The organism is Armatimonadota bacterium, from assembly GCA_031081675.1.
GTDB lineage: Bacteria > Sysuimicrobiota > Sysuimicrobiia > Sysuimicrobiales > Kaftiobacteriaceae > Calidihabitans > Calidihabitans tengchongensis.
Window position 1 is genome coordinate 1 of sequence record JAVHLZ010000028.1, and the last position, 23,702, is coordinate 23,702.

The 23,702-nt window shown below is 70.6% G+C and carries 37 protein-coding genes, 2 tRNA genes and 1 pseudogene; 39 read left to right on the forward strand and 1 reads right to left on the reverse strand.

The features are described 5' to 3' along the window. The first annotated feature begins 159 nt into the window (after positions 1 to 159). The 35 genes and pseudogenes from rpsJ to RB150_09970 all read left to right on the forward strand — a co-directional run bounded on the left by rpsJ (position 160) and on the right by RB150_09970 (position 19,129). Positions 160 to 465: a 30S ribosomal protein S10 gene (rpsJ, locus tag RB150_09800; GenBank protein MDQ7820828.1), complete on the forward strand. Its 306-nt coding sequence runs from the start codon at positions 160 to 162 to the stop codon at positions 463 to 465. 48 nt (positions 466 to 513) lie between these two features. Further along, the gene (gene rplC, locus RB150_09805; protein MDQ7820829.1) at positions 514 to 1,158 is read left to right on the forward strand and encodes a 50S ribosomal protein L3; all 645 of its coding nucleotides are present in this window, start codon (positions 514 to 516) and stop codon (positions 1,156 to 1,158) included. Beyond that, the gene (gene rplD, locus RB150_09810; GenBank protein MDQ7820830.1) at positions 1,155 to 1,790 is read left to right on the forward strand and encodes a 50S ribosomal protein L4; all 636 of its coding nucleotides are present in this window, start codon (positions 1,155 to 1,157) and stop codon (positions 1,788 to 1,790) included. Before rplC ends, rplD begins: the two co-directional genes overlap by 4 nt. After that, entirely contained in the window at positions 1,790 to 2,074 is a 285-nt protein-coding gene (gene rplW, locus RB150_09815) for a 50S ribosomal protein L23 (protein MDQ7820831.1), read from the forward strand. The genes rplD and rplW overlap by 1 nt, the downstream gene beginning before the upstream one ends. Positions 2,075 to 2,128: 54 nt before the next feature. After that, a complete protein-coding gene (gene rplB / locus RB150_09820) occupies positions 2,129 to 2,953 on the forward strand; it encodes a 50S ribosomal protein L2 (GenBank protein ID MDQ7820832.1) in 825 nt (274 codons plus the stop codon). A gap of 49 nt (positions 2,954 to 3,002) precedes the next feature. Further along, positions 3,003 to 3,326, forward strand: coding sequence for a 30S ribosomal protein S19 (rpsS, locus tag RB150_09825; protein ID MDQ7820833.1), 324 nt, complete (start codon positions 3,003 to 3,005; stop codon positions 3,324 to 3,326). A 45-nt stretch (positions 3,327 to 3,371) separates the two neighbouring features. Then, positions 3,372 to 3,710 carry a 50S ribosomal protein L22 gene (rplV, locus tag RB150_09830; protein ID MDQ7820834.1) on the forward strand — a complete coding sequence of 113 codons (339 nt, stop codon included), beginning with the start codon at positions 3,372 to 3,374 and terminating at the stop codon, positions 3,708 to 3,710. Positions 3,711 to 3,740: 30 nt separating this feature from the next. After that, positions 3,741 to 4,388: pseudogene (rpsC, locus tag RB150_09835) on the forward strand (30S ribosomal protein S3). Positions 4,389 to 4,578: 190 nt separating this feature from the next. Beyond that, the gene (rplP, locus tag RB150_09840) at positions 4,579 to 4,998 is read left to right on the forward strand and encodes a 50S ribosomal protein L16 (GenBank protein MDQ7820835.1); all 420 of its coding nucleotides are present in this window, start codon (positions 4,579 to 4,581) and stop codon (positions 4,996 to 4,998) included. A 25-nt stretch (positions 4,999 to 5,023) separates the two neighbouring features. Beyond that, positions 5,024 to 5,215, forward strand: coding sequence for a 50S ribosomal protein L29 (gene rpmC, locus RB150_09845; protein MDQ7820836.1), 192 nt, complete (start codon positions 5,024 to 5,026; stop codon positions 5,213 to 5,215). A 14-nt stretch (positions 5,216 to 5,229) separates the two neighbouring features. Further along, positions 5,230 to 5,487, forward strand: coding sequence for a 30S ribosomal protein S17 (gene rpsQ / locus RB150_09850; protein MDQ7820837.1), 258 nt, complete (start codon positions 5,230 to 5,232; stop codon positions 5,485 to 5,487). Beyond that, on the forward strand, positions 5,484 to 5,852 hold the full coding sequence (gene rplN / locus RB150_09855; GenBank protein MDQ7820838.1) for a 50S ribosomal protein L14: 369 nt from the start codon (positions 5,484 to 5,486) through the stop codon (positions 5,850 to 5,852). Before rpsQ ends, rplN begins: the two co-directional genes overlap by 4 nt. 1 nt (position 5,853) lies before the next feature. Further along, entirely contained in the window at positions 5,854 to 6,195 is a 342-nt protein-coding gene (gene rplX / locus RB150_09860; GenBank protein ID MDQ7820839.1) for a 50S ribosomal protein L24, read from the forward strand. Next, a complete protein-coding gene (gene rplE, locus RB150_09865; protein MDQ7820840.1) occupies positions 6,192 to 6,827 on the forward strand; it encodes a 50S ribosomal protein L5 in 636 nt (211 codons plus the stop codon). Before rplX ends, rplE begins: the two co-directional genes overlap by 4 nt. A 93-nt stretch (positions 6,828 to 6,920) precedes the next feature. Then, the gene (locus tag RB150_09870; GenBank protein MDQ7820841.1) at positions 6,921 to 7,106 is read left to right on the forward strand and encodes a type Z 30S ribosomal protein S14; all 186 of its coding nucleotides are present in this window, start codon (positions 6,921 to 6,923) and stop codon (positions 7,104 to 7,106) included. A gap of 52 nt (positions 7,107 to 7,158) precedes the next feature. Continuing rightward, positions 7,159 to 7,590, forward strand: a complete 432-nt coding sequence (rpsH, locus tag RB150_09875; protein ID MDQ7820842.1) for a 30S ribosomal protein S8 — start codon at positions 7,159 to 7,161, stop codon at positions 7,588 to 7,590. A 31-nt stretch (positions 7,591 to 7,621) separates the two neighbouring features. Further along, a complete protein-coding gene (gene rplF / locus RB150_09880) occupies positions 7,622 to 8,176 on the forward strand; it encodes a 50S ribosomal protein L6 (protein MDQ7820843.1) in 555 nt (184 codons plus the stop codon). A gap of 10 nt (positions 8,177 to 8,186) precedes the next feature. Further along, the gene (rplR, locus tag RB150_09885; GenBank protein MDQ7820844.1) at positions 8,187 to 8,555 is read left to right on the forward strand and encodes a 50S ribosomal protein L18; all 369 of its coding nucleotides are present in this window, start codon (positions 8,187 to 8,189) and stop codon (positions 8,553 to 8,555) included. A gap of 21 nt (positions 8,556 to 8,576) precedes the next feature. Further along, entirely contained in the window at positions 8,577 to 9,089 is a 513-nt protein-coding gene (rpsE, locus tag RB150_09890) for a 30S ribosomal protein S5 (GenBank protein MDQ7820845.1), read from the forward strand. Between the two features lie 26 nt (positions 9,090 to 9,115). Further along, positions 9,116 to 9,601 carry a 50S ribosomal protein L15 gene (gene rplO, locus RB150_09895; GenBank protein ID MDQ7820846.1) on the forward strand — a complete coding sequence of 162 codons (486 nt, stop codon included), beginning with the start codon at positions 9,116 to 9,118 and terminating at the stop codon, positions 9,599 to 9,601. Next, entirely contained in the window at positions 9,582 to 10,850 is a 1,269-nt protein-coding gene (secY, locus tag RB150_09900) for a preprotein translocase subunit SecY (GenBank protein ID MDQ7820847.1), read from the forward strand. The genes rplO and secY overlap by 20 nt, the downstream gene beginning before the upstream one ends. Next, positions 10,851 to 11,507: an adenylate kinase gene (locus RB150_09905; GenBank protein MDQ7820848.1), complete on the forward strand. Its 657-nt coding sequence runs from the start codon at positions 10,851 to 10,853 to the stop codon at positions 11,505 to 11,507. A gap of 12 nt (positions 11,508 to 11,519) precedes the next feature. Continuing rightward, positions 11,520 to 12,299 carry a type I methionyl aminopeptidase gene (gene map, locus RB150_09910; GenBank protein MDQ7820849.1) on the forward strand — a complete coding sequence of 260 codons (780 nt, stop codon included), beginning with the start codon at positions 11,520 to 11,522 and terminating at the stop codon, positions 12,297 to 12,299. A 137-nt stretch (positions 12,300 to 12,436) separates the two neighbouring features. Continuing rightward, entirely contained in the window at positions 12,437 to 12,655 is a 219-nt protein-coding gene (gene infA, locus RB150_09915; GenBank protein MDQ7820850.1) for a translation initiation factor IF-1, read from the forward strand. Positions 12,656 to 12,688: 33 nt separating this feature from the next. Continuing rightward, the gene (rpmJ, locus tag RB150_09920; GenBank protein MDQ7820851.1) at positions 12,689 to 12,802 is read left to right on the forward strand and encodes a 50S ribosomal protein L36; all 114 of its coding nucleotides are present in this window, start codon (positions 12,689 to 12,691) and stop codon (positions 12,800 to 12,802) included. Between the two features lie 24 nt (positions 12,803 to 12,826). Beyond that, on the forward strand, positions 12,827 to 13,210 hold the full coding sequence (gene rpsM, locus RB150_09925; protein ID MDQ7820852.1) for a 30S ribosomal protein S13: 384 nt from the start codon (positions 12,827 to 12,829) through the stop codon (positions 13,208 to 13,210). Between the two features lie 27 nt (positions 13,211 to 13,237). After that, positions 13,238 to 13,621 (forward strand): 30S ribosomal protein S11, encoded by a 384-nt coding sequence (gene rpsK, locus RB150_09930; GenBank protein ID MDQ7820853.1) that lies wholly within the window; start codon positions 13,238 to 13,240, stop codon positions 13,619 to 13,621. A gap of 14 nt (positions 13,622 to 13,635) precedes the next feature. Next, positions 13,636 to 14,259 (forward strand): 30S ribosomal protein S4, encoded by a 624-nt coding sequence (gene rpsD, locus RB150_09935; GenBank protein ID MDQ7820854.1) that lies wholly within the window; start codon positions 13,636 to 13,638, stop codon positions 14,257 to 14,259. Between the two features lie 31 nt (positions 14,260 to 14,290). Next, positions 14,291 to 15,253: a DNA-directed RNA polymerase subunit alpha gene (locus tag RB150_09940; protein MDQ7820855.1), complete on the forward strand. Its 963-nt coding sequence runs from the start codon at positions 14,291 to 14,293 to the stop codon at positions 15,251 to 15,253. 17 nt (positions 15,254 to 15,270) lie between these two features. After that, positions 15,271 to 15,618 (forward strand): 50S ribosomal protein L17, encoded by a 348-nt coding sequence (gene rplQ / locus RB150_09945; GenBank protein ID MDQ7820856.1) that lies wholly within the window; start codon positions 15,271 to 15,273, stop codon positions 15,616 to 15,618. Between the two features lie 91 nt (positions 15,619 to 15,709). Next, positions 15,710 to 16,573: an energy-coupling factor transporter ATPase gene (locus RB150_09950; protein MDQ7820857.1), complete on the forward strand. Its 864-nt coding sequence runs from the start codon at positions 15,710 to 15,712 to the stop codon at positions 16,571 to 16,573. Further along, positions 16,564 to 17,421 (forward strand): energy-coupling factor transporter ATPase, encoded by an 858-nt coding sequence (locus RB150_09955; protein ID MDQ7820858.1) that lies wholly within the window; start codon positions 16,564 to 16,566, stop codon positions 17,419 to 17,421. Before RB150_09950 ends, RB150_09955 begins: the two co-directional genes overlap by 10 nt. Beyond that, positions 17,418 to 18,248 carry an energy-coupling factor transporter transmembrane component T gene (locus RB150_09960; protein MDQ7820859.1) on the forward strand — a complete coding sequence of 277 codons (831 nt, stop codon included), beginning with the start codon at positions 17,418 to 17,420 and terminating at the stop codon, positions 18,246 to 18,248. Before RB150_09955 ends, RB150_09960 begins: the two co-directional genes overlap by 4 nt. Positions 18,249 to 18,262: 14 nt before the next feature. Beyond that, positions 18,263 to 19,045: a tRNA pseudouridine(38-40) synthase TruA gene (truA, locus tag RB150_09965; GenBank protein ID MDQ7820860.1), complete on the forward strand. Its 783-nt coding sequence runs from the start codon at positions 18,263 to 18,265 to the stop codon at positions 19,043 to 19,045. A gap of 9 nt (positions 19,046 to 19,054) precedes the next feature. Continuing rightward, positions 19,055 to 19,129: transfer RNA gene (locus RB150_09970), tRNA-Met, on the forward strand. Positions 19,130 to 19,198: 69 nt separating this feature from the next. Here the strand turns inward: RB150_09970 and RB150_09975 are convergent. Next, positions 19,199 to 20,560 (reverse strand): HD-GYP domain-containing protein, encoded by a 1,362-nt coding sequence (locus RB150_09975; GenBank protein MDQ7820861.1) that lies wholly within the window; start codon positions 20,558 to 20,560, stop codon positions 19,199 to 19,201. A 451-nt stretch (positions 20,561 to 21,011) separates the two neighbouring features. Here RB150_09975 and RB150_09980 point away from each other — a divergent pair, with 451 nt between their 5' ends. From RB150_09980 to RB150_09995, 4 genes are all read left to right on the forward strand, one after another. Then, on the forward strand, positions 21,012 to 21,287 hold the full coding sequence (locus tag RB150_09980) for an IreB family regulatory phosphoprotein (protein MDQ7820862.1): 276 nt from the start codon (positions 21,012 to 21,014) through the stop codon (positions 21,285 to 21,287). Positions 21,288 to 21,334: 47 nt separating this feature from the next. Beyond that, positions 21,335 to 22,618 carry a UDP-N-acetylglucosamine 1-carboxyvinyltransferase gene (murA, locus tag RB150_09985; GenBank protein ID MDQ7820863.1) on the forward strand — a complete coding sequence of 428 codons (1,284 nt, stop codon included), beginning with the start codon at positions 21,335 to 21,337 and terminating at the stop codon, positions 22,616 to 22,618. A 101-nt stretch (positions 22,619 to 22,719) separates the two neighbouring features. Beyond that, positions 22,720 to 22,794, forward strand: a tRNA-Val gene (locus RB150_09990). A 233-nt stretch (positions 22,795 to 23,027) separates the two neighbouring features. Then, positions 23,028 to 23,633 carry a hypothetical protein gene (locus RB150_09995; protein ID MDQ7820864.1) on the forward strand — a complete coding sequence of 202 codons (606 nt, stop codon included), beginning with the start codon at positions 23,028 to 23,030 and terminating at the stop codon, positions 23,631 to 23,633. Positions 23,634 to 23,702: the final 69 nt, after the last annotated feature.

Genomic DNA, 23,702 nt, shown 5'->3' on the forward strand with positions numbered 1-23,702 from the left:
CGAGTAGTGCCGATCTTCCCGACCCCCCGATCTTCTCGATCTCCTCAATCTTCCCGCACCGGGACGATCGAGCAGATCGAGCAGATTGAGTAGATTGCGGAGATTGCGTAGATTGCGTAGATTGCGTAGATTGCGTAGATCGAACCAAGGGGTTACAGGATGGCGCAGCGGATTCGGATCAAGCTGAAGGCGTTCGACCACAGGGTGCTCGACCAGTCGGCCGAGCGGATCGTGGAGACGGTGCGCCGCACCGGCGCCCGGGTGTCGGGCCCCGTGCCGCTGCCCACGGACCGCAGCCTGTTCTGCGTCATCCGCTCCCCCCACATTGACAAGGAGTCCATGGAGCACTTTGAGCTGCGGACGCACAAGCGGCTCATTGACATCCTCGAGCCCACCCAGAAGACGGTGGACGCGCTGAGCCACCTGGACCTGCCGGCGGGGGTGGACATCGAGATCAAGCTCTGACCGATGCCGGCGGGAGGGACTTCGGCGGTGGCTGGTGAGGCGGTGGCGATGACGGCCATTGTGGGACGCAAGGTGGGCATGACCCAGGTCTTCGACGACCAGGGCAATGTCGTGCCGGTGACGGTGATCCAGGCGGGTCCGTGCGTGGTCACCCAGGTGCGGACGCCGGAGCGGGATGGCTACGCGGCCGTGCAGGTCGGTTTTGAGCCCGTCCCCGAGAGCAGGTTGCCCAAGCCCCTGCGGGGCGTCTTCGCCCGGGCGCGGGTGGCGGCCCACCGGGTCCTGCGGGAGTTCCGGCCGGCCCCCGGGGAGACCTACACCGTGGGCGAGCAGATCACCGTGGAACGGTTTCGCAGCGGGGACCTGGTGGACGTCATCGGCATCACCAAGGGCCGCGGGTTTGCCGGCGCCATGAAGCGGCACAACTTCCGGGGCCAGCGGGACTCTCACGGCGTCTCCCTGATGCACCGGGCCGTGGGGTCCATCGGGTCCTCGGACATGGCCCGGGTCTGGCCGGGGAAGCGGATGCCCGGTCGGTACGGGGGGGAGCGGGTCACGGTCCGCAACCTCCGGGTGGTGCGGGTCGACCCCGAGCACCATCTGCTCCTGGTGCAGGGGGCGGTCCCGGGTCCCCGGGGCGGGCTCGTGATGGTTCGCACGGCGGTCGCCCCGCGGGAGGCGCAGGCGAGGTGAGCGGCGTGCCGACGGCGCAGGCTTTTGACGCGAGTGGGGCGGCGGCGGGGACTGTGGATCTCCCTGCGGAGGTCTTCGGCATCAAGCCGCACCGGGCGGTGGTGCACCAGGTCCTGGTGGCCCACCTGGCCAACCGCCGGGTGGGGACGCACTCCACCAGGACCCGGGGTGAGGTGGCCTACAGCACCCGGAAGCTGTGGAGGCAGAAGGGCACCGGGCGGGCCCGCCACGGAAGCCGTCGGGCACCGCTGTTCGTGGGCGGGGGGGTGGCCCATGGCCCCAGGCCCCGGGACTACACCCAGCGCACGCCCCGGCAGATGCGGCACCTGGCCATGCGGTCGGTGCTGTCGGCCAAGGCGGCCGCGGGGCGCGTGGTGGTGATCGATCCCCCCCGGCTGGAGGCCCCCCGGACGCAGGCGCTGGCGGACTTCCTGGCGCGGCTGCCCGTGTCGGGCAGGACCGTGCTGGTGACGGCGGGGCCGGACCCCATTCTGGCCCGCTCGGCCGCCAACCTGCCGGAGGTGACGGTGCGGCCGGCGGCGAGCCTGACGATCCACGACGCCCTGGCCGCTGATTACCTGGTGCTCACGCGCCCGGCGGTGGCGGCGCTGGCGGAGGTGTACGGCCGGTGATGGATCCCCGGGAGATCATCCGTCGTCCGATCCTGACCGAGAAGAGCATGCGGGGCTCCCAGATTGGCAAGTACACGTTCGAGGTGGCGCCGGGAGCCACCAAATTGCAGATCAAGGAAGCCGTGCAGCGGCTGTTCCGGGTGCGGGTGGTCAAGGTGAACACCCTGCGCATCCCGGGCCGGACCCGGCGCCGGGGGCAGCACTACGTCCGGACGTCAGGGTACCGCAAGGCGGTGGTCACCCTGGCCCCCGGCGAGAAGATCGATCTGGAGGCTCTGACCTAGGGAGGCGCCTCCCGGACAGGCTCGAGGCGGCCGACCGAAGGGAGGCCAGGCGACGTGGGAATCAAGAAGTTCAAGCCGGTGACGCCGGGGCGGCGCTTTTTCACCGTCTCGACGTTTGAGGAGATCACCAAGGAGGAGCCGGAGCCCTCGCTCCTGGAGCCCCTGCGCAAGACCGGGGGGCGCAACGTCCAGGGGCGGGTGACCGTACGGCACCGGGGAGGCGGGCACAAGCGCCACTACCGGATCGTGGACTTCCGGCGGGACAAGGACGGGATCCCGGCCCGGGTGGTGGCCATCGAGTATGACCCCAACCGGTCGGCCCGGCTGGCCCTCCTGCAGTACGCCGACGGTGAGAAGCGGTACGTCCTGGCCCCCGAGGGCCTCCAGGTGGGCGACACGGTCATGTCGGGGCCGGACGCGGAGATCAAGCCGGGCAACGCCCTGCCGCTGCGCGCCATCCCGGTCGGGACACTGGTGCACAATATTGAATTGGTCCCCGGCAAGGGGGGCCAGCTGGTGCGGGCGGCGGGGGCGGCCGCCCAGGTGATGGCCAAGGAGGGCGACTACGCCCACATCCGGTTGCCCTCGGGGGAGGTCCGGCTGATCCGCCTGGAGTGCAAGGCCACGGTGGGTCAGGTGGGCAATGTGGAGCACAGCGCCATCTCCCTGGGCAAGGCCGGGCGGTCCCGGTGGCTGGGCCGCCGCCCCGCGGTGCGGGGTGTGGCCATGGACCCGGCCAGCCACCCCCACGGCGGAGGCGAGGGTCGCTCGCCCATCGGCATGCCGGGCCCCGTGAGCCCGTGGGGCAAGCCCACCCTGGGCGCCAAGACGCGCCAGCGCAAGCCCAGCGACAAATTCATTGTGAAACGGAGGAAGTGACGGGGGCGTGTCGTCACGTCGGTGACACCGCTCCGACACGAGAACGGGTATGGGACGGTCGACGAAAAAGGGACCCTTTGTAGACGAGCACCTGCTGGAGAAGGTGCGGGAACTGAACCGCACCCGGGAGCGGCGCGTGATCAGGACGTGGTCGCGGCGGTCCACCATCGTCCCGGAGATGGTGGGGCACACCATCGCCGTCTACGACGGCCGGAAGCACGTGCCCATCTACATCACCGAGCAGATGGTGGGCCACAAGCTCGGCGAGTTTGCGCCGACCCGGACATTCCGCGGCCACGGTGCCGCGGGGGCGGCCGCCGAGCGCACGACCACCGTCACGCCGCCGGCGCCGGCGTCGCCGGCCTCCAGTTAGGGTGTGTGGCGGGCAGGGTGAAGCCCGCGCCGCGAGGAGGAAGTTATGGAGGTCAGAGCGGTCGCGCGCTACGTGCGGCTGTCGCCCAAGAAAGTTCAGCGGGTGGTGCAGGTGATCCGCGGTCGGCCGGTGACGGAGGCGGAGGCGATGCTGCGCTTCCTGCCGTCCCGGGCTGCGCGGGTGGTGGCCAAAGTGCTGCGCTCGGCGGTGGCCAACGCCGAGAACAACCTGGACCTGGACCGCTCGGCTCTGGTGGTGGCCCGAGCCTTTGTGGACCGGGGTCCGTCCATGAAGCGCGTGCAGCCCCGGGCGCGGGGTCGGGCCGACATCATCACGCGGCGCAGCAGCCACATCACGGTGGTGGTGTCCGACCGGCGGCCATAGCCGGCCGGCGGTCGGAGTGGAGGTGAGTCGGTGGGCCAGAAAATTCATCCGGTCGGACTGCGGGTGGGCATCATCCGCGACTGGGAATCCCGATGGTATGCCCGGGATATGGCCAGCCTCATCCAGGAGGACCTGGCCATCCGGAAGCACATCAAGGAGAAGCTCGGTCGCGCCGGCATCTCCCGGGTGGAGATCGAGCGGTTCGGGACCCAGACCGGGGTGGGGGGCAAGCCGCAGGTCCGGGTGATCATCCACGCCGCCCGCCCGGGGATCATCATCGGCCGGGGCGGGTCGGGCATCGACGCCCTCAAGAAGGAGCTGGAGGCGCTGACCGGCAAGCAGGTGCAGCTCACCGTGCAGGAAATCCGTCGGCCGGAGCTGGAGGCGGTGCTGGTGGCCGAGAACGTGGCCCAGCAGCTGGAGCGCCGGGTCGCCTACCGGCGGGCGATGAAGCAGGCGGTGCAGCGCAGCCTGCGGGCCGGGGCCAAGGGGATCCGGATCGCCTGCTCGGGCCGCCTGGCCGGCGCCGAGATTGCCCGCTACGAGTGGTACCGGGAGGGGCGGGTGCCCCTTCAGACCCTGCGGGCGGACATCGACTTCGGGGTGGCCGAGGCTCTGACCACCTACGGGCGCATCGGGGTGAAGGTGTGGATCTACCGGGGCGACATCCTGCCCGAGCGCCGGCCTGAGGTGGAGGCGCGGCGGCCTCCGCGGCTGGCGGAGCGCGCCCCGGCGGCTCCACCGGCTCCGGCGGCGCCGGCAGCTGCGGAGGCGGCGCCGGTGCAGGGCGGGTCCCCCGCGGGCGAGGGACCCCCGGTGGTGATCCCCACCCGGGAACCGCGGCCTGTGGTGACCAGGAGAGACAGCGATGCTGATGCCTAAGCGCACCAAATACCGCAAGGCCCAGCGCGGGCGGATGAAGGGCCGGGTGCTGGCCGGCACCACCATCGCCTTCGGGGAGTACGGCCTGCAGGCTTTGGAGCCGGCCTGGATCACCAGCGCCCAGATCGAGGCCGCCCGGCGGGCCATCACCCGTCACGTCAAGCGGGGCGGCAAGCTGTGGATTCGCATCTTCCCGGACAAGCCCGTCACCAAGAAGCCGGCGGAGACCCGCATGGGGTCCGGGAAGGGGAATCCCGAGTACTGGGTGGCGGTGGTGCGGCCGGGACGCATCCTCTTCGAGCTGGCGGGAGTGGACGAGGCCAACGCCCGGGAAGCCATGATCCTGGCCGCCCACAAGCTGCCCATCAAGACCAGGTTCGTGGCCCGGGAAGAGGTGGCGGTGTAGCCGTCGGGGAGGGTGGGGTCGGACCATGCGGGCGGCGGACCTGCGGCAGATGACCGCCGACGAACTGCTGCGGAAGCTGGACGAGGTGCAGCGGGAGCTGTTTACCCTGCGCCTGAAGGTCGCCGGCCAGCAACCCAACACCTCCCGGATCCGGGAACTGCGGCGGGATGTGGCCCGGATCAAGACGGTGCTGGCCGAGAAGGGCGTGGCGGTGTAGGAGCGGGGGCCGAGATGCAGACGCGCGGGAAGCGGAAGACCCGGGTCGGGGTCGTGGTCAGCGACAAGATGGACAAGACGGTGGTGGTTCAGGTGGAGACCATCCGCCGCCACCCCCTGTACGGCAAGACGGTGCGCCACATCGCCCGGTTCAAGGCGCACAACGAGGGCAACGTGGCCCGCGAGGGTGACCGGGTGCTGATCATGGAGACCCGCCCCCTGAGCAAGGAGAAGCGCTGGCGGGTGGTCCAGGTGCTGGAGAAAGCGCAATGATCCGGCCCTACACGCGGCTGAAGGTCGCCGACAATACGGGCGCGCGGGAGCTGATGGTGATCCGGGTGCTGGGCGGCAGCAATCGCCGGTATGCCACCGTGGGGGACGTGGTGGTCTGCTCGGTCAAGCAGGCGATCCCCAACAGCCCCATCAAGGAAGGGGACGTGGTGCGGGCGGTGATCGTGCGGACCCGGCGGCCCGTCCGGCGCCCGGATGGGTCGTACATCCGGTTCGACGACAATGCGGCGGTGATCCTCAGCGACGCCTTGAACCCGCGGGGCACGCGCATCTTCGGCCCCGTGGCGCGGGAGCTGCGGGAGAAGCAGTTCATGAAGATCATCTCCCTGGCGCCGGAGGTTCTGTGAGATGGCGGTGGTGGCCGGGCGGCATCGGATACACGTGAAGAAGGGCGACATGGTGGAGGTCGTCGCCGGCAAGCAGCGGGGCAAGCGCGGCAAGGTGCTGCGGGTCCTGCCCAAGCACGGCCGGATCATCGTGGAGGGCATCAACGTCGTGAAGCGGCACACCCGCCCCACCCAGAAGATGCCCCAGGGGGGCATCGTGGAAAAGGAGGCGCCCATCCCCAGCAGCAAGGTGATGGTGGTGTGCCCCAAGTGCGGACGGGCGGTGCGGGTGGGTCACGGCTACCTGGCCGACGGGACCAAAGTGCGGGTGTGCAAGCGCTGCGGGGAGCAGATCGAGAAATGAGCGACGGCAAGAAGCGACAGGTTCCCTCTGCCCCGGCCCCTGCGGCCGCCGAGGCGGCGGCTCCGGCGCCGACCGGCCCCCGGCCGCCGGCGCGGTTGAAGGTCCTGTACCGGACCGAGGTCGTGCCGCGGTTGCGGGAGCGGTTCGGGTACCGGAACATCATGGAGGTGCCGCGGGTCGAGAAGGTGGTGCTGAACATGCGGGTGGGCGACGCCACCACCGATCCGCGGTTTCTGGACAAGGCGGTGGAGGAGCTCACCCTCATCGCCGGCCAGCGGCCGGTGGTGGTCCGGGCCAAGAAGTCCATCGCCGCCTTCAAGCTCCGCAAGGGCACGCCCATCGCGGCCCGGGTGACCCTGCGGGGCGATCGGATGTATGAATTTCTGGACAAGCTGTTCAACATCGCACTGCCCCGCATCCGGGACTTCAAGGGGATTTCCGCCCGACAGTTCGACGGGCGGGGAAATCTGAACATCGGCGTCCGGGAACAGCTGATCTTCCCGGAAATCGACTATGATCGGGTGGAGAAGATCCGGGGGATGGACATCACGGTGGTGACCACCGCCCGGACCGACGAGGAGGCGCGGGAACTGCTGCGCCTGCTGGGCCTGCCCCTGCGGGAGGCGGCCTGAGGGAGACCTGCGGGGTTCGGCGCTCGGGGCCGGAGGGTGGGAGTCCGGATCCCGGATCCCGAGACCGCGAATCCCGGGAGTGGGAGGCTCGAGGTGGCCAAGAAAGCGCTGCTGGAAAAATGGAAGCGGGAACCCAAGTTCAAGGTGCGCCGGTACAGCCGATGCCTGCGTTGCGGGCGTCCGCGGGCGGTGTTCCGCAAGTTCGGCCTGTGCCGGATCTGCCTGCGGCAGCTGGCGCACCGGGGGGAGATCCCGGGACTGGTCAAGGCGAGCTGGTGAACCGGGCCGTGGATGTCCAGCGGTCGCCGCTCTGCGGTCAGGTGAGTGACAGGTGAGAGTCGACGGCGGAGGAGATCCGGACGTGGGTGTCGTCACCGACCCGATTGCCGACATGTTGACGCGGATCCGCAATGCGATCCACGCCCGGCATGACCATGTGGACGTGCCGGCGAGCCGGCTGAAGATGGAGATCGCGCGGATCCTCAAGGAGGAGGGGTTCATCGCCGACTGGCACCGCATCGACCGGGGACCCCAGGGGGTGATCCGGATCACCCTGAAGTACGGCCCCCGCAAGGAGCCGGTCCTGTCGGGGATCCGCCGGGCAAGCCGTCCGGGCCTGCGGATCTACGCGGGCCGCAAGACCCTGCCGCGGGTGCGCGCGGGGTTGGGGGTGGCCATCGTCAGCACCTCCCGGGGCGTGATGACCGATCGCCAGGCCCGCCGGCTGGGCATCGGGGGCGAAGTCATCTGCTACGTCTGGTGAGGGACGGAGAGCGCCGGTCGGAGGTCAGATCATGTCGCGCGTGGGACGAGCGCCTATCCCGATTCCCCCCGGCGTGTCGGTCGCGGTGAAGGGCCGCACGGTCGAGGTGGCGGGCCCGCGGGGCCGCCTGGTGCGGGAGGTCCATCCCGACATGACGGTGCAGGTGCGCGACGGCGCCGTGGTGGTCCAGCGCCCCACGGACCAGGACAGGCATCGGGCCCTGCACGGGCTCACCCGGGCGCTGCTGGCCAACATGGTCCGGGGCGTCGTGGAGGGCTACCGGGTGGAGCTGGAGATCGTCGGCGTGGGATACCGGGCCGTCAAGCAGGGGGATGCCCTCAGCCTGCAGGTGGGCTACTCCCACCCGGTGGTGGTCACGCCCCCGGAGGGAATCCAGTTCGAGGTCCCGCAGCCCACGCGCATCGTGGTCAGCGGCATCGACAAGGAACTGGTCGGTCAGGTGGCCGCCCGGCTGCGGGCCATCCGGCCCCCGGACCCCTACAAGGGCAAGGGCATCCGGTACGCCGGCGAGCGCATCCGGCTCCGGCCGGGCAAGGCGGGCCGGACCGTCGGGGGTCGGGCGTAGGAGGGCCGAGATGATCAAACGGGTGGACCGCAATGTGCTGCGCCAGCGCCGGCACGCCCGTATCCGGCGGCGGATTGCGGGAACCGGCCATCGCCCCCGGCTGTCGGTGTTTCGCAGCCTCAAGCACATCTACGCGCAGATCATCGACGACGATCGGGGCATGACCCTGGCCGCGGCGTCGACCCTGGACCCCGAGGTGCGGGACCAGGTGCGGGGCAAGCGCAAGACCGAGGCCGCCGCCGTGGTGGGCGAGATCCTGGCCCGCCGCGCGCGGGCCCGGGGCATCGTCCGGGTGGTCTTTGACCGGGGCGGCTACAAGTACCACGGCCGGGTGCGGGCGCTGGCCGAGGGGGCACGCCGGGGCGGGCTGGAGTTCTGAGGCCGGGAGGCAGCGATGGCGATCAAACGGATCGACCCCTCCACGGTGAACCTCACCGTGGAGAAGGCGGTGTGGATCAATCGGGTGGCCAAGGTCACCAAGGGGGCCAAGCGGTTCAACTTCGCGGCCCTGGTGGTGGTGGGCGACGAGCAGGGCCATGTGGGCGTGGGGCTGGGCAAGGCTGCCGAGGTGCCCGACGCCATCCGCAAGGCCGTGGAGGATGCCAAGAAGCAGCTCATCGAGGTTCCGCTGCGGGGGACCACCATCCCCCACGAGGTGATCGGCCACTACGGCGCGTCCCGGGTCCTGCTGAAGCCGGCGTCGGAAGGGACGGGGGTCATTGCCGGCGGTTCGGTGCGGGCGGTCCTGGAGGCGGCGGGGGTGAAGGACATCTTGACCAAGTCGCTGGGCTCTCGCAATCCGATCAACCAGGCCCGGGCTACCGTGGCCGCGTTGCTGGACCTGCGGACCCCCGAGGAGGTGGCCCGCATCCGCGGCAAGCCGGTGGGCGAGCTGGCGGGCGCCCGGCGCTGATGCATCAGGGAGGGTCGGGACCTCAGATGCTGAGCATCGATACGCTGAAGCCTCCCCGGGGAGCGCGCCGCAAGCGCCGCCGGGTGGGACGGGGGCTGGGCTCGGGCCGCGGCGTGTACAGCGGTCGCGGCCGCAAGGGCCAGAAGGCCCGCGCCGGCGCCGGGCCGCGCCCGGGATTTGAGGGCGGGCAGACCATCCTGGTCAAGCGGTTGCCCTTCCGCCGCGGCGTGCGGGCGGGAGGAGCCAGCCACACGGGCGGCGTGCCGTCGCCCGGCTATGAACCGGTCAACCTGGACGCCCTGGCCCGTTTTCCTGCCGGCAGCGAGGTGACCCCGCAGACCCTGCGGGAGGCCGGACTGGTGCGCCGCGGCCCGGTGAAGATCCTGGGCCGGGGGAGCCTGGACCGGCCGCTGGTGGTGCGGGCCCACGCCTTCAGCCGGCGGGCCGCGGAGGCCATCCGCCAGGCCGGCGGGCGCGCGGAGGTGATCGCCGATGCTGGCCGGTCTGGTTAACGCCTGGCGGATCGCCGACCTCCGCCGCCGGCTGCTGTTCACGGCGGGGATGCTGGTCCTGTTCCGCCTGGGGGCTCACCTCCCGGTGCCGGGGGTAAACGTGGCGGCCCTGGAGCAGCTGTTCCGCCAGCGGGGCAGCGTCTTCAACTTCCTGGACCTGTTCGTGGGTGGCGCCTTCAGCAACTTCGCCCTCTTCGCCCTGGGGGTGTTTCCCTACATCACCGCGTCCATCATCATGTCCCTTCTGCAGGTGGTGTTTCCGCGCCTGAAGGAGATGGCGCAGGAGGAGGGGGAGGCGGGCCGCCGGCAGATCGGGATGTACACCCGCTACCTGACGGTGGTCCTGGCGCTGCTGCAGGCTGCGGGGCAGGTGGTGCTGATCCGCAACCTGGGAGCGCTGCCCGACACCCGGCCGCTGACCATGGGGATGATCGTGGTCACCCTCATGGCCGGGACCATGCTGCTGACCTGGATGGGCGAGATCATGACCGAGTACGGGGTCGGCAACGGGGTCTCCCTGATCATCTTCGGAGGGATCGTGGCTCGCCTGCCCAGCCAGCTGGCCCAGACGCTGCGGCTGGTGAGCGTGGGGGAGGTGGCCCTCTGGCAGTTCCTCCTGGACCTGCTCATTGTGCTGGGCAGCATCGTGGCCGTGGTGTTCGTCACCCAGGCCGTGCGCAAGATCCCCGTGCAGTACGCCAAGCGGGTGGTGGGCCGCCGGGTCTACGGGGGGCAGAGCACCCATCTGCCGATCCGGGTCATCCAGGCGGGGGTCATTCCCATCATCTTCGCCGTGTCGGTGCTGCAGTTCCCGGGCACCATCGCCCAGTTCGCCCGCTACGAGCCGCTGCGCCGCATCGGCGACATGATCCTGCCCGGGCGGCCCCTGGGCGATGCCCTGTACTTCGTGCTGATCATCCTGTTCACGTACTTCTACACCGCGGTCAGCTTCGATCCCGCCGAGGTCGCCGACAACATCAAGAAGTACGGCGGGTTCATTCCCGGCATCCGCCCGGGCCGCCCCACCAGTGACTATCTGGCGCGGGTGGTGGACCGGCTGACCCTGGTGGGCGCGCTGACCCTGGCGGTGATTGCCATCGTGCCCCTGTACCTGTCCCGGGGCACCGGCGTGCTCACCTTCTATCTGGCGGGGACCTCGCTGCTGATCGTGGTGGGCGTGGCGCTGGAGACCATGAAGCAGATCGAGGCCTACGTGCTCATGCGCCACTATGAAGGGTTCATGCGGTAGATGAATCTGGTCTTCCTCGGACCGCCGGGTGCCGGCAAAGGCACCCAGGCCCGGCTCCTGCAGGAGCGGGAAGGTATTCCCCGGATCAGCACCGGCGACATTCTGCGGGCGGCGGTGGCCGGGGGCACGCCGCTGGGCCGCGAGGCGGCGGCATATCTGGAGCGGGGAGACCTGGTTCCCGACCACATCATGATCGCGGTGGTGGCCGAGCGCCTGCGCCATCCCGACGCCCGGCGGGGATTCGTCCTGGACGGTTTTCCCCGCACCCGGGCCCAGGCGGAGGCCCTCGACCGCCTCCTGGAGGCGCAGGGACGCCGCCTGGACGCGGTGGTGTACTTTCAGGTCTCGGACGCCACGGTGCTGCGGCGCCTGGTGGGCCGGCGGGTCTGCCGGGCGGCCGGCCACATCTACCACGTGGAGTTCCACCCTCCCCGGGTCCCGGGGCGGTGCGACCTGGACGGCAGCCCGCTGGAGCAGCGGGAAGACGACCGAGAGGAGACGGTGCGCCGCCGGCTGGAGGTGTATCGCCAGCAGACCGAGCCGCTGGTGGCGTACTATCGGTCCCGAAGCATCTTCGAGACCGTGGAGGACGGCGATGTGGAGACCGTCCACCGGCGGGTGATGGAGATCGTCCGGGCCCGGTCCCGCGCCCGGTGAGGGGGTCGTCCCGTGGGCGGGCCGTCGAGCATGATCGTGGTGAAGACTCCCGACGAAATCAAGCGAATGCGCCGGGCCGGCATCCTGGCCGCCGAGGCCCTGCGCGAGGTGGTCCGGGCCATCCGCCCCGGCGTCACCGGCGCCCACCTGGACAGCATTGCCGAGCGGTACATCCGGGATCGGGGCGGCACGCCGTCATTCAAGGGATACCGGGGCTTTCCCGCCAGCATCTGTGTGTCGGTGGACGACGAGGTCGTCCACGGGATTCCCGACGAGCGCCCGCTGCCCCGGGGCTCCATCGTGTCCGTGGATCTGGGCGCCCAGGTGGAGGGTTTTCACGGCGACATTGCGGTCACGGTCCCCGTGGGCCCGGTGAACGCGCGGGTGCGCCGGCTTCTGGAGGTGACCCGGGAATCCCTGTACCGGGCCATCGCGGTGATCCGCCCCGGTGCCCGTCTGGGCGATGTGGGCGCCGCGGTGCAGGGGTACGTGGAGGGGGTGGGGATGGCGGTGGTGCGGGATTTCGCCGGCCACGGGATCGGGCGGGCGCTCCACGAGGATCCCCAGGTCCCCAACTTCGGGGAGCCGGGTACGGGCGTGGTCCTGCAGGAGGGAATGACCCTGGCCATCGAGCCCATGGTCACCCTGGGATCCTGGGAGGTGGTGGTGGAGCCCGACGGGTGGACTGTCCGGACCCGGGACGGTAGCCCCGCCGCCCACTTCGAACACACGGTGGCGGTCACCGCCTCGGGGGCCCGGGTCCTGACCGCCATCCCCGGCGGGGTGGTCTGAGCCAGCCCGGCGGGCTCCACGGTGGACGGGCTGGCGGCGGGGCCGTATAATTGCAGAGGTTACCCCGCCGGCGCGCGGGCCGGCGGGGGGCCGTTGTTTCTCCGAGGGAATGGGACGCGCGGTCGTCCCGGGAGAGGATGGCCAAGAAGGACGCCATCGAGGTGGAAGGTACGGTGGTCGAGGTGCTGCCCAACGCGATGTTTCGCGTGCAGCTGACCAGCGGCCACAAAGTGCTGGCCCACGTCTCGGGCAAGATGCGGATCAACTTCATCCGCATCCTTCCCGGTGACCGGGTCAAGGTGGAGCTGTCCCCCTACGACCCGACCCGGGGGCGGATCACGTACCGGTACCGCTAGGCGGCGGCTGCCGGAAGGCGAAGGGATGCGACCATGAAGGTGCGGGGGTCGGTCAAACGCATCTGCGAGAAGTGCAAGGTGGTCCGGCGGGGGCGCCGGGTGTACATCATCTGCGAGAACCCCAAGCACAAGCAGAAGCAGGGCTAGGGGGCTCGCCGGGAGCGGACGAGGATGGCGCGGATTGCGGGAGTGGACCTCCCTCGGGACAAGCGGGTGGAGGTGGCTCTGACCTACATCTATGGCATCGGGCTTAGCCGGGCGCGGGAAGCGCTGGCCGCCACCGGCGTGAACCCGGACACGCGGGTGCGGAATCTCACCGAGGAGGAGATCACCCGCCTGCGGGACTACATCGACCGCCACTACAAGGTGGAGGGAGACCTCCGCCGGGACGTGGCCATGGACATCCGGCGGCTGGTGGAGATCGGGTCGTACCGCGGCCTGCGCCACCGGCGGAACCTGCCCGTGCGGGGACAGCGCACCCGGACCAACGCCCGGACCCGCAAGGGCCCGCGCAAGACCGTGGGGTCGGGCCGCCGGAAGCTGGAGAAGAAGTAATCTGTCGCGCCGACGGGAGGGCCGACGGTGGCCAAACGGAAGGGACGCAAGCGGGAGCGGCGGAACGTGCCGCTGGCCGTGGCGCACATTCAGTCCACCTTCAACAACACCATCGTCACCATCACGGACCCCCAGGGCAACGTGCTGGCCTGGTCCAGCGCCGGCAACGTGGGCTTCAAGGGGTCCCGGAAGGGGACGCCGTTTGCGGCGGGGCTGGCGGCCGAGAACGCCGCCCGCAAGGCCATGGAGCACGGCGTGAAGCAGGTGGAGGTTTACGTGAAGGGGCCGGGGCCCGGTCGGGAGGCGGCCATCCGGTCGCTGCAGGCCGCGGGGCTGGATGTCGCCCTGATCCGGGACGTCACCCCGATTCCGCATAACGGCTGCCGGCCTCCCAAGAGACGCCGGGTGTAGGGAGGACAGAGGGGATGGCCAGGTATACAGGACCCGTGTGCCGGTTGTGCCGGCGGGAGGGAATGAAGCTCTACCTCAAGGGGGAGAAGTGCTACACCGAGAAGTGCCCGGTCCACAAGCGGCCGGTGCCCCCGGGGATGCATGGCCAGAGCCGGCGCAAGCTGTCCGAGTTCGGAATCCGGCTGCGGGAGAAGCAGAAGCTGCGCCGCATCTACGGGGTGCTGGAGACGCAGTTCAAGACCTACTTCCAGCAGGCCGCCAAGGCCAAGGGCGTGACCGGCGTGCGGTTGCTGCAGCTTCTGGAGACGCGCCTGGACAACGTGGTCTATCGTCTGGGATTCGCCCTCTCCCGCAAGGAAGCCCGGCAGATGGTGCTGCACGGCCACATCGCCGTCAACGGCCGCAAGGTCACCATCCCGTCGTTCCAGGTTCGGCCCGGTCACGTCATCTCCCCGACCCCCCGGGGGCGGGAACACCCGCGGGTGAAGGAACTGGCCCAGACCGGCCTGCGGACCCTCCCCTCGTGGCTGGAGTTCAACCCGGCCACCCTGGAGGGCCGCGTGCTGGCCCTGCCGGCGCGGGAAGAGATCGACGTGCCGGTGCAGGAGCAGCTCATCGTCGAGTATTATTCCCGGTAGCCATGGCCGCCGGGGCGGAGGAGCGAATCGTATGAGCATTGCCACCATCTGGGAAGCGCCCAAGACCAAGATCGAGTTCGCGGAACTCTCGGACACCTACGGAAAGTTCGTGGTGGAGCCCCTGGAGCGGGGGTTCGGGGTCACCCTGGGCAACGCGCTGCGCCGGGTGCTGCTCTCGTCCATCCCGGGGGCGGCGGTGACGTCGGTGAAGATCGAGGGGGTCCTGCATGAGTTCTCCACCATCCCGGGCGTGGTGGAGGACGTGACCCAGATCATCCTCAACCTCAAGGAGCTGACCCTCCGCCTGCACACCGACAAGCCCAAGCTGCTGCGGCTGGACGTCCGGGGCAAGCGGGAGGTCACCGCCGCCGACATCCAGCAGGACGCCGAGGTGGATATCCTCAACCCCGACCTGCACATCGCCACCCTGGATCGCAAGGACGCGCACCTGGCCATGGAGCTGGTGGTGGAGCGGGGCACAGGGTACGTGCCGGCCGAGCGCCACCGCAGGAGCGAGCACGCGATCGGCGTCATCCCGGTGGACTCCATCTTCACCCCCGTGCAAAAGGTGAACTACGTGGTGGAGGACACGCGGGCGGGGACGGCCGAGGCCGACCGCCTGATCCTGGAGGTGTGGACCGACGGCTCGGTCCGCCCCGAGGAGGCCGTCCAGGAGGCGGCCCGCATCCTCATCGACCAGTTCCGGCTGTTCGCCACCCTGGGCCAGGAGGGAGAGGGGACAGGGGGACTGGACCAGAGCGCCGACGCCCAGATGGCGCGGCTGGCCGCCATGCCCATCGAAGAACTGGACCTGTCGGTGCGCCCCTACAACTGCCTCAAGCGCGCCGGCATCAACACCGTGGGCGACCTCATCCAGCGCACCGAGGAGGAGATCGTCAGCGTCAAGAACTTCGGCCGCAAGTCGCTGGACGAGGTCCGGGAGAAGCTGGCGGCCCTGGGGTTGTCGCTGCGCAAGAAGGATGGGGCCAGCTGACGGCCGGGGGTGACGCGATGCTGGGGGCTGCCACGCGCAAGCTGAATCGGGATACCGGCGAGCGCCGGGCCCTGCTGCGGGACCTGGTGAGCGCGCTGATCCGCCACGGCAGGGTGGAGACCACCGTGGCCCGGGCCAAGGAGACCAAGAAGGTGGCGGACCGGCTCATCAGCTTGGCCCTGCGGGGCGACCTGCACGCGCGGAGGCAGGCGCGGCGGGTCCTGACCGATCCCCGGGTCCTGCGCCGGCTGTTTGCGGAGGTGGCGCCCAAGTACCAGCCGGGTCGGGGGGGTTACACCCGCATCGTGCGCACGCGGGTCCGCCGGGGGGACGCCGCCGAGCTCGCGGTGGTCGAGCTGATCTGACGCCCGCCCGGAGCCGGGGGCACATGGCGCAGGTCCGGAGCCGGGGCCTGCGTTTCGTTTTTGGACGCCATCACCCGGACGGAGTCGGCCGATGCCGCCCCTGATCGAGGTTCGCAACCTGCGCCACGTCTACCACCCCAGGGGGCCGCACCCGGTGGTGGCGCTGGACGGCGTGTCGCTGACCATCGAGCGCGGAGAGCTGGTGGCCATCGTCGGCGGGAACGGCTCCGGCAAGTCCACCCTGGCCAAGCATCTCAACGCCCTGCTGCTGCCCACCGAGGGGGAGGTGTGGGTGGACGGGCTGGACACCCGCGACCGGTCCCACCTGTGGGAGATCCGGCGGCGGGTGGGGATGGTCTTCCAGAACCCCGACAACCAGCTGGTGGCCACGGTGGTGGAGGAGGACGTGGCCTTCGGGCCCGAGAACCTCGGCCTGCCTCCCGACGAGATCGCGGCGCGGGTGGAGGAAGCCCTGCGGATCGTCGAGATGACCGAATACCGCCGCCATCAGCCTCACCTGCTGTCGGGGGGACAAAAGCAGCGGGTGGCCATCGCCGGCGTCCTGGCCATGCGCCCCGCGTGCCTGGTCCTGGACGAGGCCACCACCATGCTGGACCCCCAGGGGCAACGGGAGGTCCTGCAGACCATCACCCGCCTGAACCAGGAGGGCGTGACCGTGATCCACATCACCCACGTGATGGAGGAGGCGGCCCGCTGCCGGCGGGTGATCGTTCTGGCGGACGGGCGGGTGGTCATGGACGGCCCGCCGGCGGACGTGTTCGCCCGGGCCGAGGAGCTGGCGGCGCTGCGCCTGGTCCTGCCGCCGGTGGCGGCGCTGGCCGACCGCCTGCGGCGGGATGGCCTGCCCCTCCCTCCGGGAGTGCTGGACGCCGACGAGCTGGCCGACGCCCTGGCCCGCCTGGAATCTGACCGGCGTGCGCGGCGATGGCTCTGATCGAGTGCAGCGGGCTCACCCACATCTACCTGAAGGGCACGCCTCTGGAGACGGTCGCCCTGCGGGAGGTGTCCCTGTCCATCGATGCCGGCGAGGTAGTGGCCCTGATCGGGCCCACCGGCTCCGGCAAGTCCACCCTCATCCAGCACTTCAACGCCCTGCTGCGGCCCACCGAAGGCACCGTGCGGGTGGCCGGCGTCGATCTGGGAGATCCCCGGGCCGACCTGCGGGCGGTCCGCCGGCAGGTGGGGCTGGTGTTCCAGTACCCCGAGCACCAGCTGTTCGAGGAGACGGTGGCCGCCGATGTGGCGTTCGGGCCCCGCAACCTGGGCCTGCCCGACGATGAGGTCACCCGGCGGGTGCGGGAGGCGCTGCAGATGGTGGGCCTGGATCCCGACCGCGTGGGCCCCCGCTCGCCGTTCTCCCTGTCGGGAGGCGAGATGCGGCGGGTCGCCATGGCGGGGATTCTGGCCATGGGGCCGCAGGTCCTGGTCCTCGACGAGCCCACCGCCGGTCTGGATCCCCTGGGCAAGGAGGAGATCCTGGAGCAGATCCGCCGGCTGCACGTCGACCACGGTCTGACCGTCATCTTCATCAGCCACAACATGGACGAGGTGGCCCGCATGGCGCGCCGGGTCGTGGTCCTGTCCCGGGGCAAGGTGGTGATGGACGGTCCGGTGCGCGAGGTGTTCCGGCACGCCGCGCTGCTGGCCGAGGTCGGCCTGGGCGTGCCCACCCTGACCGACCTGATGCAGCGCCTGCGGCACCGCGGGCTGAGGGTGCGCGAGGACGTGCTGACCCTGGACGATGCCCACGCCGCCATCCGGGAGGCCCTGGGATGGAGCTGATCCGCTACGTGGCCATCGGCCAGTACCTGCCGCGGGACTCGCCGGTGCACCGCCTCGACCCGCGGACCAAAATCTGGGCCGTGGCCGTCCTGACGGTGGTCATCTTCCTCGTCCGGGACTTTGCCGGGTACGGGCTGCTGGCCCTGTTCCTGGCCGCCGTGGTGGCCCTGGCGCAGATCCCCTTTGGGTACCTGCTGGGAGGGCTCCGCCCGGTGCAGGCGCTGCTGGTCCTCACCATTGTCCTCAACGTGTTCTTCAGCGGGGCGGAGGGGACCGTCCTGGTCCGGATCGGGCCTCTGGTGGCCACCCGGGAAGGGGTGGTGCGGGCCGTCTTCGTGGGATGCCGCCTGATCGGCCTGATGCTCGTCACGTCCCTGCTGACCTTCACCACCTCGCCCATGGAGCTGACCGACGGCATGGAGCGGCTCCTGCGGCCGTTCCGCCGCGTGGGGGTGCCGGCCGACGCCCTGGCCATGATGATGACCATCGCCCTGCGTTTCATCCCCACCTTGCTGGAGGAGACCGAGAAAATCATGAAGGCGCAGATGGCCCGGGGAGCCGTCTTCGACCGGGGCAGCGTCCTCCAGAGGGCGCGGGCGCTGGTCCCGGTGCTGGTGCCCCTGTTCGTCAGCGCCTTCCGCCGCGCCGAGGAGTTGGGGCTGGCCATGGAGGCCCGGTGCTACCGGGTGGGTGAGCGCCGGACCCGGATGAAGCAGCTGCGCCTGGGTCTGCGGGATGGGGTGGCCCTGGCGGTCACGCTGGCCGCGGCGGTCCTGTTCACGGTGCCGGCCCCGACGTGGGTGGGGCTGGTCCGGCGGATTCCGTGAACCGGAGCGGGGCCGTGGACCTGCGGACCCTCCGGCTGGTGATCGAGTACGATGGGACCCCGTTTTTCGGCTGGCAGCGCCTGCCGGGCCGGCCGACGGTGCAGGGAGAGCTGGAGCGGGCGGTCTTCCGGGTCACCGGGGAGAGGGTGGCGGTGGTCGGCGCCGGCCGCACCGACGCCGGGGTCCACGCCCTCGGCCAGGTAGCCCACGTCCGCCTCCGCCACCGCCTGCCCGCCCCCCGCTTCCCGGCAGCCCTCAACGCTCACCTGCCCGAGGCGATCCGGGTCCTGGCCGCCGACGAGGTCGATCCCGGCTTTCACGCGCGCCGGTCCGCCACCGGCAGGACCTACCGGTACCTGGTTCTCAACCGGCCCCAACCGTCGGCCATCCTGCGGAATCACGCGCACTTCGTTCCCGCCTCCCTGGACGTCCACGCCATGGCTGCCGCCCTCGCCGCCCTGCGCGGGCGGCGCGACTTCCGGGCGTTTGGCCGGCCCGGGCCGGGCGGCGCGGTGTGCGACCTGCGGGTCGCGGAGGTGCGCCGGGTGGGGGCCCTGGTCGTCTTCACGCTGGAGGCTGACCGATTTCTGCACCACATGGTCCGGCGCGTGGTCGGGACGGTCCTGCGGGTGGGAAGCGGAGCGCTGTCCCCGGAGGAGGTGGCGGAGATGGCTGCCGCGGGAGGGCGCGGAGGCCCCCGCGTGCCGGCGCGAGGCCTCTACCTGGTGAGGGTGCTGTACGACGGGACTCCCGCGCCGGAGCCGGCCTGGCCCGGACCCGCCGGCGAGGCGCTATAATCGGGGCGCGGGCCCGTAGCTCAACGGCAGAGCGACGCCCTCATAAGGCGTGGGTTCCTGGTTCGAGCCCAGGCGGGCCCACCACGGCACTCCTGGCACCCTGGCCGGGAGCCCTCGTGCATCTCCGGGATGCGGTGTTTCGCCCTCGCCGTCTCAGGGTCCCTCGCCCGAGCGGCGGGTCGGGAGGCTTCTGCCGCCAGGCAGCCGGTGGCGCCCGCCCCGTCGGGCGGGCTCGCCGGGGCGCTGGCCGTCGTCTGCCGGAGGGAGCAGGTTCACCCCTTGCCTCCCGCCGTTCGGCAGGAGCAGAGGCACCGGCGCGCGCACACCGCGCCGTCCCAGGACCCGCAGGAACGCCCCCACAACAGCGGGATCGAACCCCCGCCCCGCCTCCCGCCGGATCTCCTCCACGGCCCGCAGGGGGCTCTGGGCCCGCCGGTACGGCCGGTCCGTGACCAGGGCCTCGTAGGCATCGGCGACGGCGATGATCCGGGCCGCGATGGGGATGCGCAGGCCCGCCAGGCCGTCCGGGTATCCCGTCCCGTCCCACCGTTCGTGGCTGTGCCGGACCGCCAGCTTGATCTCTTCGGAGATCGGGACGGGCTCCAGGATCTCGTAGCCCAGCACCGGGTGGCGGCGCATCACCTCCCACTCCTGGGGGGTCAGGCCGCCGTTCTTGGACAGCAGCTCGTCGCGGATGCCGATCTTCCCCACGTCGTGCAGCAGGCCGGCCACCTGCACCACGCCCACCGTCTCCTCGTCCAGCCCCATCTCCCGGGCGATGGCCTCGGCGTACTCGGCCACCCGGGACGAATGGTGGGCGGTGGGCATGTCCCGGGCATCCACCGCGTTGGCCAGGGACCGCACGATGCCGATGAAGGCGGCCCGCAGGGCCCGCTGCTGGCGGTCCAGATCGCGGGACGCCTGCCGGACCACCGTGAAGGTGGCCAGGTACAGCAGGAGGATGCCCCCCACCACGCTGGCCCGCACGGTCCGGCTCAGCCGCACCAGCGTCGGTTCCAGGTCGGGGATGTCGGCCACCACGTGGTACACGCCCACCGGACGGCTGTCGCCTGAGACCACGACCGGCACGAACACTTCCATCCGCCCGACCGTGCGCGGGCCGCCGTCGGCGGGGAGCAGCTGCCAGCGGAGCTGCCCGCCGAGAGCGTCGGCCATCGGCGGCGCAAGGGTCTGAACCGTCCCGACCAGGCGGGGATCATCACTGTAGAGAATCTCGCCGCGGCGGTTCCACACCGACACGTGCTGGATGTGGGCCCGGCCGACGAGGCTGCGCAGCGTGAACTCAAACTGGGCGCGGACGGCCGGCGGAGGCTGGAAGAAGTCGGCGGGTACCAGGCGGGGAGCCGCAAACTCCGAGACGTAGACGGCGAAGGCGTGGGCCTGGCGGCGCAGGGCAAACTCGGTGGCGATCCGCGCGGCCAGCTCCCCGAACATGACGCTGAGGATGACCGCGCTGGTCAGGCTGACCAGGGTAAACCGGTGCAGCAGGGTCATCCCTGCCGCCGGGGCCGCGCCCGCAGACCCACCCGTCCGCTCCGGCTCCTCCGGTCGGATGGCGACACCTCGCGCGCGTTGGCGTATGCGTCCGGCGCGGGAGGAGGCAGTTCCGGTCCTCCGGCCCGGCGTGCCCGCCGGACGCGGTGAGGCTCGGCCGCCGGGGCGCGTGGTCAGATGCGAAAATGACGGCGACGCCGGCGCGATGTAGCGGCCCCTCACGTCGAGCAACAGGCGTAGGGCACCGCCGAGGCGAGCACGGAGTGCCTCGTCCCGTCAAGAACGGTCATGCCCCCAGGCGCCCCGGCCGTAGACGGCGCGGCGGGCCGCGAACGTCTGCGCAGGGACGGACGGGGGTAGACCCTGTCACAGGAACTCCCCTGGAGGCGGGGAAGTATCTACGCCGGCGTGGAGCGCGCAGTGTGTCAGGCCCCGCCGTCGGGGGAACGCCATGGACGAGCGCGAACGCACCGGCGTGTTCAAGATGGGGGCCCCGTCGGCCCAGGACATTCGCCAGATCCTGGCCCACGTCTACCGGGCCCTGACCGAAAAGGGGTACGACCCCGTGGACCAGATTGTCGGGTACCTGCTGTCGGGCGATCCGACATACATCACCAGCCATCGGGACGCCCGAACCGTCATCCGCCAGGTGGACCGGCTACAGCTACTGGAGGAGCTGGTGCGGTGCTACGTGGAGCACCGGCTGCAGCCCTCCCGATCCGGGTGATCGCCCGTCGGCCAGGCGCGATCACCCACGTGGCACCGGAGGGGACCATGGAGCGACTTGTGGTTCGGGGGGGCCGCCCGCTGCGGGGGCGGGTGAAGATCTCGGGAGGCAAGAACAGCTCCCTGGCCGTGATCACAGCCGCGTGTCTGGCCGCGGACGTGTCGGTGCTGGAGAACGTCCCCCACTGCCGGGACGTCCAGACCCTCCGGGCGATCCTGGAAGCCCTGGGCGTGCGGGTAGAGTTGCGGGGCGGGCGGATGACGGTGGACGCCCGCCGGCTGGACGGCCACGTCGCGCCCTACGACCTGTGCCGGCAGATGCGGGCGTCGTTCTACACGGCGGGTCTGCTGCTCGGGCGCGTGGGGCGCGCCCAGGTGCCCCTGCCGGGAGGGTGCGTCATCGGCTCCCGGCCGGTGGACTTCCACCTGCGCGGCTTCGCGGCCCTGGGCGCCACCGTGGACATCGAGCACGGGTACATGAAAGCCTCCGCCCGGCGGTTGGCGGGGACGGCGTTCTTTGTCCCCCGCAGCAGCGTGGGGACCACCATCAACCTGATGCTGGCCGCCTGCACGGCCGAGGGAACCACGGTCCTGGAGAACGCGGCGCGCGAGCCCGAGGTGGTGGATACTGCCGTCTTCCTCAACCTGATGGGGGCGCGGATCAAGGGCGCCGGAACCCACACCATCACCATCGAGGGGGTGCGAGCCCTGCACGGCGCCTCCTACGCCGTCATCCCCGATCGCCTGGAGGCCGGGACGTACCTGCTGGCGGCCGCGGCCACCGGCGGCGACGTGCTGGTCGAGCACATGATCCCCGAGCACATCAGCGCGCTGCTGGCCAAGCTGGAAGAGGCGGGGGCCGTCGTGGAGCGCGGGACCGACGGCGTGCGCGTCCAGGCCGGACCGACCCACCGGGGCGTCCAGGTGGACACGGCGCCCTATCCCGGCTTTGCCACCGACCTGCACCCCCCCTTTGCGGCCCTGTTGACCCTGGCCGAAGGCCAGTCGCGGATCCGGGAGACCATCTTCGAATCCCGCTTCGGCTATGTGGCCGAGCTGCGCCGCATGGGGGCCGACATCCGGGTGGAGGGGGACACCGCGGTGATCACCGGGGTTCCCTGCCTGACGGGGGCGCCGGTGGAGGCCGCGGACATCCGCGGGGGTGCGGCGGTGATCATCGCGGCCCTGGCGGCCCGGGGGACCACCGAAATCTCCGGTGTGGACAACATCGACCGGGGCTACGAGCTGATCGAGGACAAGCTGGCCGCGCTCGGCGCCTCCGTGGAGCGGATCGAGGTGCGCGGCGAACCCGTGGCCGAACCGGTGGCGTGAGGTTCTCCCGCCTCCGGGCGCGTTGACCCGCGCGGTGGGCCCGGGGCAGGGAACACCGACTCGCCCGCGGCTCGTGGTCGTCCCCCCTGTATAATCCCTGTGGGCGAGTAGCTCAACGGGAGAGCACCCCGCTTACACCGGGGAGGTCGTGGGTTCGACTCCTACCTCGCCCACCACGATCTCGCCTTCGCTTCATGGCCTTGCCTGACTTGGTGCCACCCTTGATGAATTGACCCGCAGCGCTATAGACGCCGATTACCATAAACTAGGGTCTATCGTAAGCGGAATAGAGCGACGAATGGGCCGGAGGGAACCGATTTTGCAATAACGAATAGGATTTCGTACCTGGCCGAGATCCCTCTACCGAATACCCCGAGCCGGCCCGAGCAACTCCGAGCGAGGTGAACGTGTGAAGAAGCTCAAGCCCCAGGAAGTCGACGTGCTGCTGAGGATCATGCAGATCGCCGACGCGCCACAGAACCTGGACGCGATGCAGTACGTCATCTTCCAGTTCGACTTCAAGGACTACGAACAGTTCATCCTGGAGTGCCCTCCCGGCAGCATCCGATTCAACAACGTCCTGCGGGTGGCGGTGTTCTGCGACTACCTGGGAGTGCTGGTGGAAGGCGGCGCCATCGACGCGGAGACGATCTTCGAGCTATATCCGATCCCCTGGGCGAAGATGGAGCCGATCATTCAGGGGATGCGCCGGGAGCTGGCGTGGCCGGATCTGTTCGACTACTTCGAGCGCCTGGGCAAGCAGTATCAGAAGTGGTGGGAGCCCAAGGCCAAGAAGATCAAGCTGCCTGAACCCCCCAAGGCGGAAGCCCCCCGTCCGCCTCTGCGCCCCGCCGCGCGCCCGACTCTCGTGCAGACGACCCGGCCCCAGCGGCCGGCCACGCCCGCCCCCGCCCGGCCCGGCGCGGGGATCGTCAAGCCGGCCGCCAAGCCGGCCGGAAAGCCCGCGGTCTCTTCCAAGGCGCACAAGCCCGCTTCCGGAACGCGCCGATCCTGATTCGGAACGAGGGGCCCCGGCGGGGGCGGACTTCGCAGGCGACGCCGCGCCGACGGGTTTACACGGAGT

Excerpts from the sequence above, each read along its gene's own strand:
- rpsJ (MDQ7820828.1), top strand. The coding sequence starts at position 160 with ATGGCGCAGCGGATTCGGATCAAGCTGAAGGCGTTCGACCACAGGGTG.
- rplC (MDQ7820829.1), top strand. The coding sequence starts at position 514 with ATGACGGCCATTGTGGGACGCAAGGTGGGCATGACCCAGGTCTTCGAC.
- rplW (MDQ7820831.1), top strand. The coding sequence starts at position 1,790 with ATGGATCCCCGGGAGATCATCCGTCGTCCGATCCTGACCGAGAAGAGC.
- rpsS (MDQ7820833.1), top strand. The coding sequence starts at position 3,003 with ATGGGACGGTCGACGAAAAAGGGACCCTTTGTAGACGAGCACCTGCTG.
- rplV (MDQ7820834.1), top strand. The coding sequence starts at position 3,372 with ATGGAGGTCAGAGCGGTCGCGCGCTACGTGCGGCTGTCGCCCAAGAAA.
- rplP (MDQ7820835.1), top strand. The coding sequence starts at position 4,579 with ATGCTGATGCCTAAGCGCACCAAATACCGCAAGGCCCAGCGCGGGCGG.
- rpmC (MDQ7820836.1), top strand. The coding sequence starts at position 5,024 with ATGCGGGCGGCGGACCTGCGGCAGATGACCGCCGACGAACTGCTGCGG.
- rpsQ (MDQ7820837.1), top strand. The coding sequence starts at position 5,230 with ATGCAGACGCGCGGGAAGCGGAAGACCCGGGTCGGGGTCGTGGTCAGC.
- rplN (MDQ7820838.1), top strand. The coding sequence starts at position 5,484 with ATGATCCGGCCCTACACGCGGCTGAAGGTCGCCGACAATACGGGCGCG.
- rplX (MDQ7820839.1), top strand. The coding sequence starts at position 5,854 with ATGGCGGTGGTGGCCGGGCGGCATCGGATACACGTGAAGAAGGGCGAC.
- rplE (MDQ7820840.1), top strand. The coding sequence starts at position 6,192 with ATGAGCGACGGCAAGAAGCGACAGGTTCCCTCTGCCCCGGCCCCTGCG.
- rplF (MDQ7820843.1), top strand. The coding sequence starts at position 7,622 with ATGTCGCGCGTGGGACGAGCGCCTATCCCGATTCCCCCCGGCGTGTCG.
- rplR (MDQ7820844.1), top strand. The coding sequence starts at position 8,187 with ATGATCAAACGGGTGGACCGCAATGTGCTGCGCCAGCGCCGGCACGCC.
- rplO (MDQ7820846.1), top strand. The coding sequence starts at position 9,116 with ATGCTGAGCATCGATACGCTGAAGCCTCCCCGGGGAGCGCGCCGCAAG.
- secY (MDQ7820847.1), top strand. The coding sequence starts at position 9,582 with ATGCTGGCCGGTCTGGTTAACGCCTGGCGGATCGCCGACCTCCGCCGC.
- RB150_09905 (MDQ7820848.1), top strand. The coding sequence starts at position 10,851 with ATGAATCTGGTCTTCCTCGGACCGCCGGGTGCCGGCAAAGGCACCCAG.
- infA (MDQ7820850.1), top strand. The coding sequence starts at position 12,437 with ATGGCCAAGAAGGACGCCATCGAGGTGGAAGGTACGGTGGTCGAGGTG.
- rpmJ (MDQ7820851.1), top strand. The coding sequence starts at position 12,689 with ATGAAGGTGCGGGGGTCGGTCAAACGCATCTGCGAGAAGTGCAAGGTG.
- rpsM (MDQ7820852.1), top strand. The coding sequence starts at position 12,827 with ATGGCGCGGATTGCGGGAGTGGACCTCCCTCGGGACAAGCGGGTGGAG.
- rpsD (MDQ7820854.1), top strand. The coding sequence starts at position 13,636 with ATGGCCAGGTATACAGGACCCGTGTGCCGGTTGTGCCGGCGGGAGGGA.
- RB150_09940 (MDQ7820855.1), top strand. The coding sequence starts at position 14,291 with ATGAGCATTGCCACCATCTGGGAAGCGCCCAAGACCAAGATCGAGTTC.
- rplQ (MDQ7820856.1), top strand. The coding sequence starts at position 15,271 with ATGCTGGGGGCTGCCACGCGCAAGCTGAATCGGGATACCGGCGAGCGC.
- RB150_09950 (MDQ7820857.1), top strand. The coding sequence starts at position 15,710 with ATGCCGCCCCTGATCGAGGTTCGCAACCTGCGCCACGTCTACCACCCC.
- RB150_09955 (MDQ7820858.1), top strand. The coding sequence starts at position 16,564 with ATGGCTCTGATCGAGTGCAGCGGGCTCACCCACATCTACCTGAAGGGC.
- RB150_09975 (MDQ7820861.1), bottom strand. The coding sequence starts at position 20,560 with ATGACCCTGCTGCACCGGTTTACCCTGGTCAGCCTGACCAGCGCGGTC.
- RB150_09980 (MDQ7820862.1), top strand. The coding sequence starts at position 21,012 with ATGGACGAGCGCGAACGCACCGGCGTGTTCAAGATGGGGGCCCCGTCG.
- murA (MDQ7820863.1), top strand. The coding sequence starts at position 21,335 with ATGGAGCGACTTGTGGTTCGGGGGGGCCGCCCGCTGCGGGGGCGGGTG.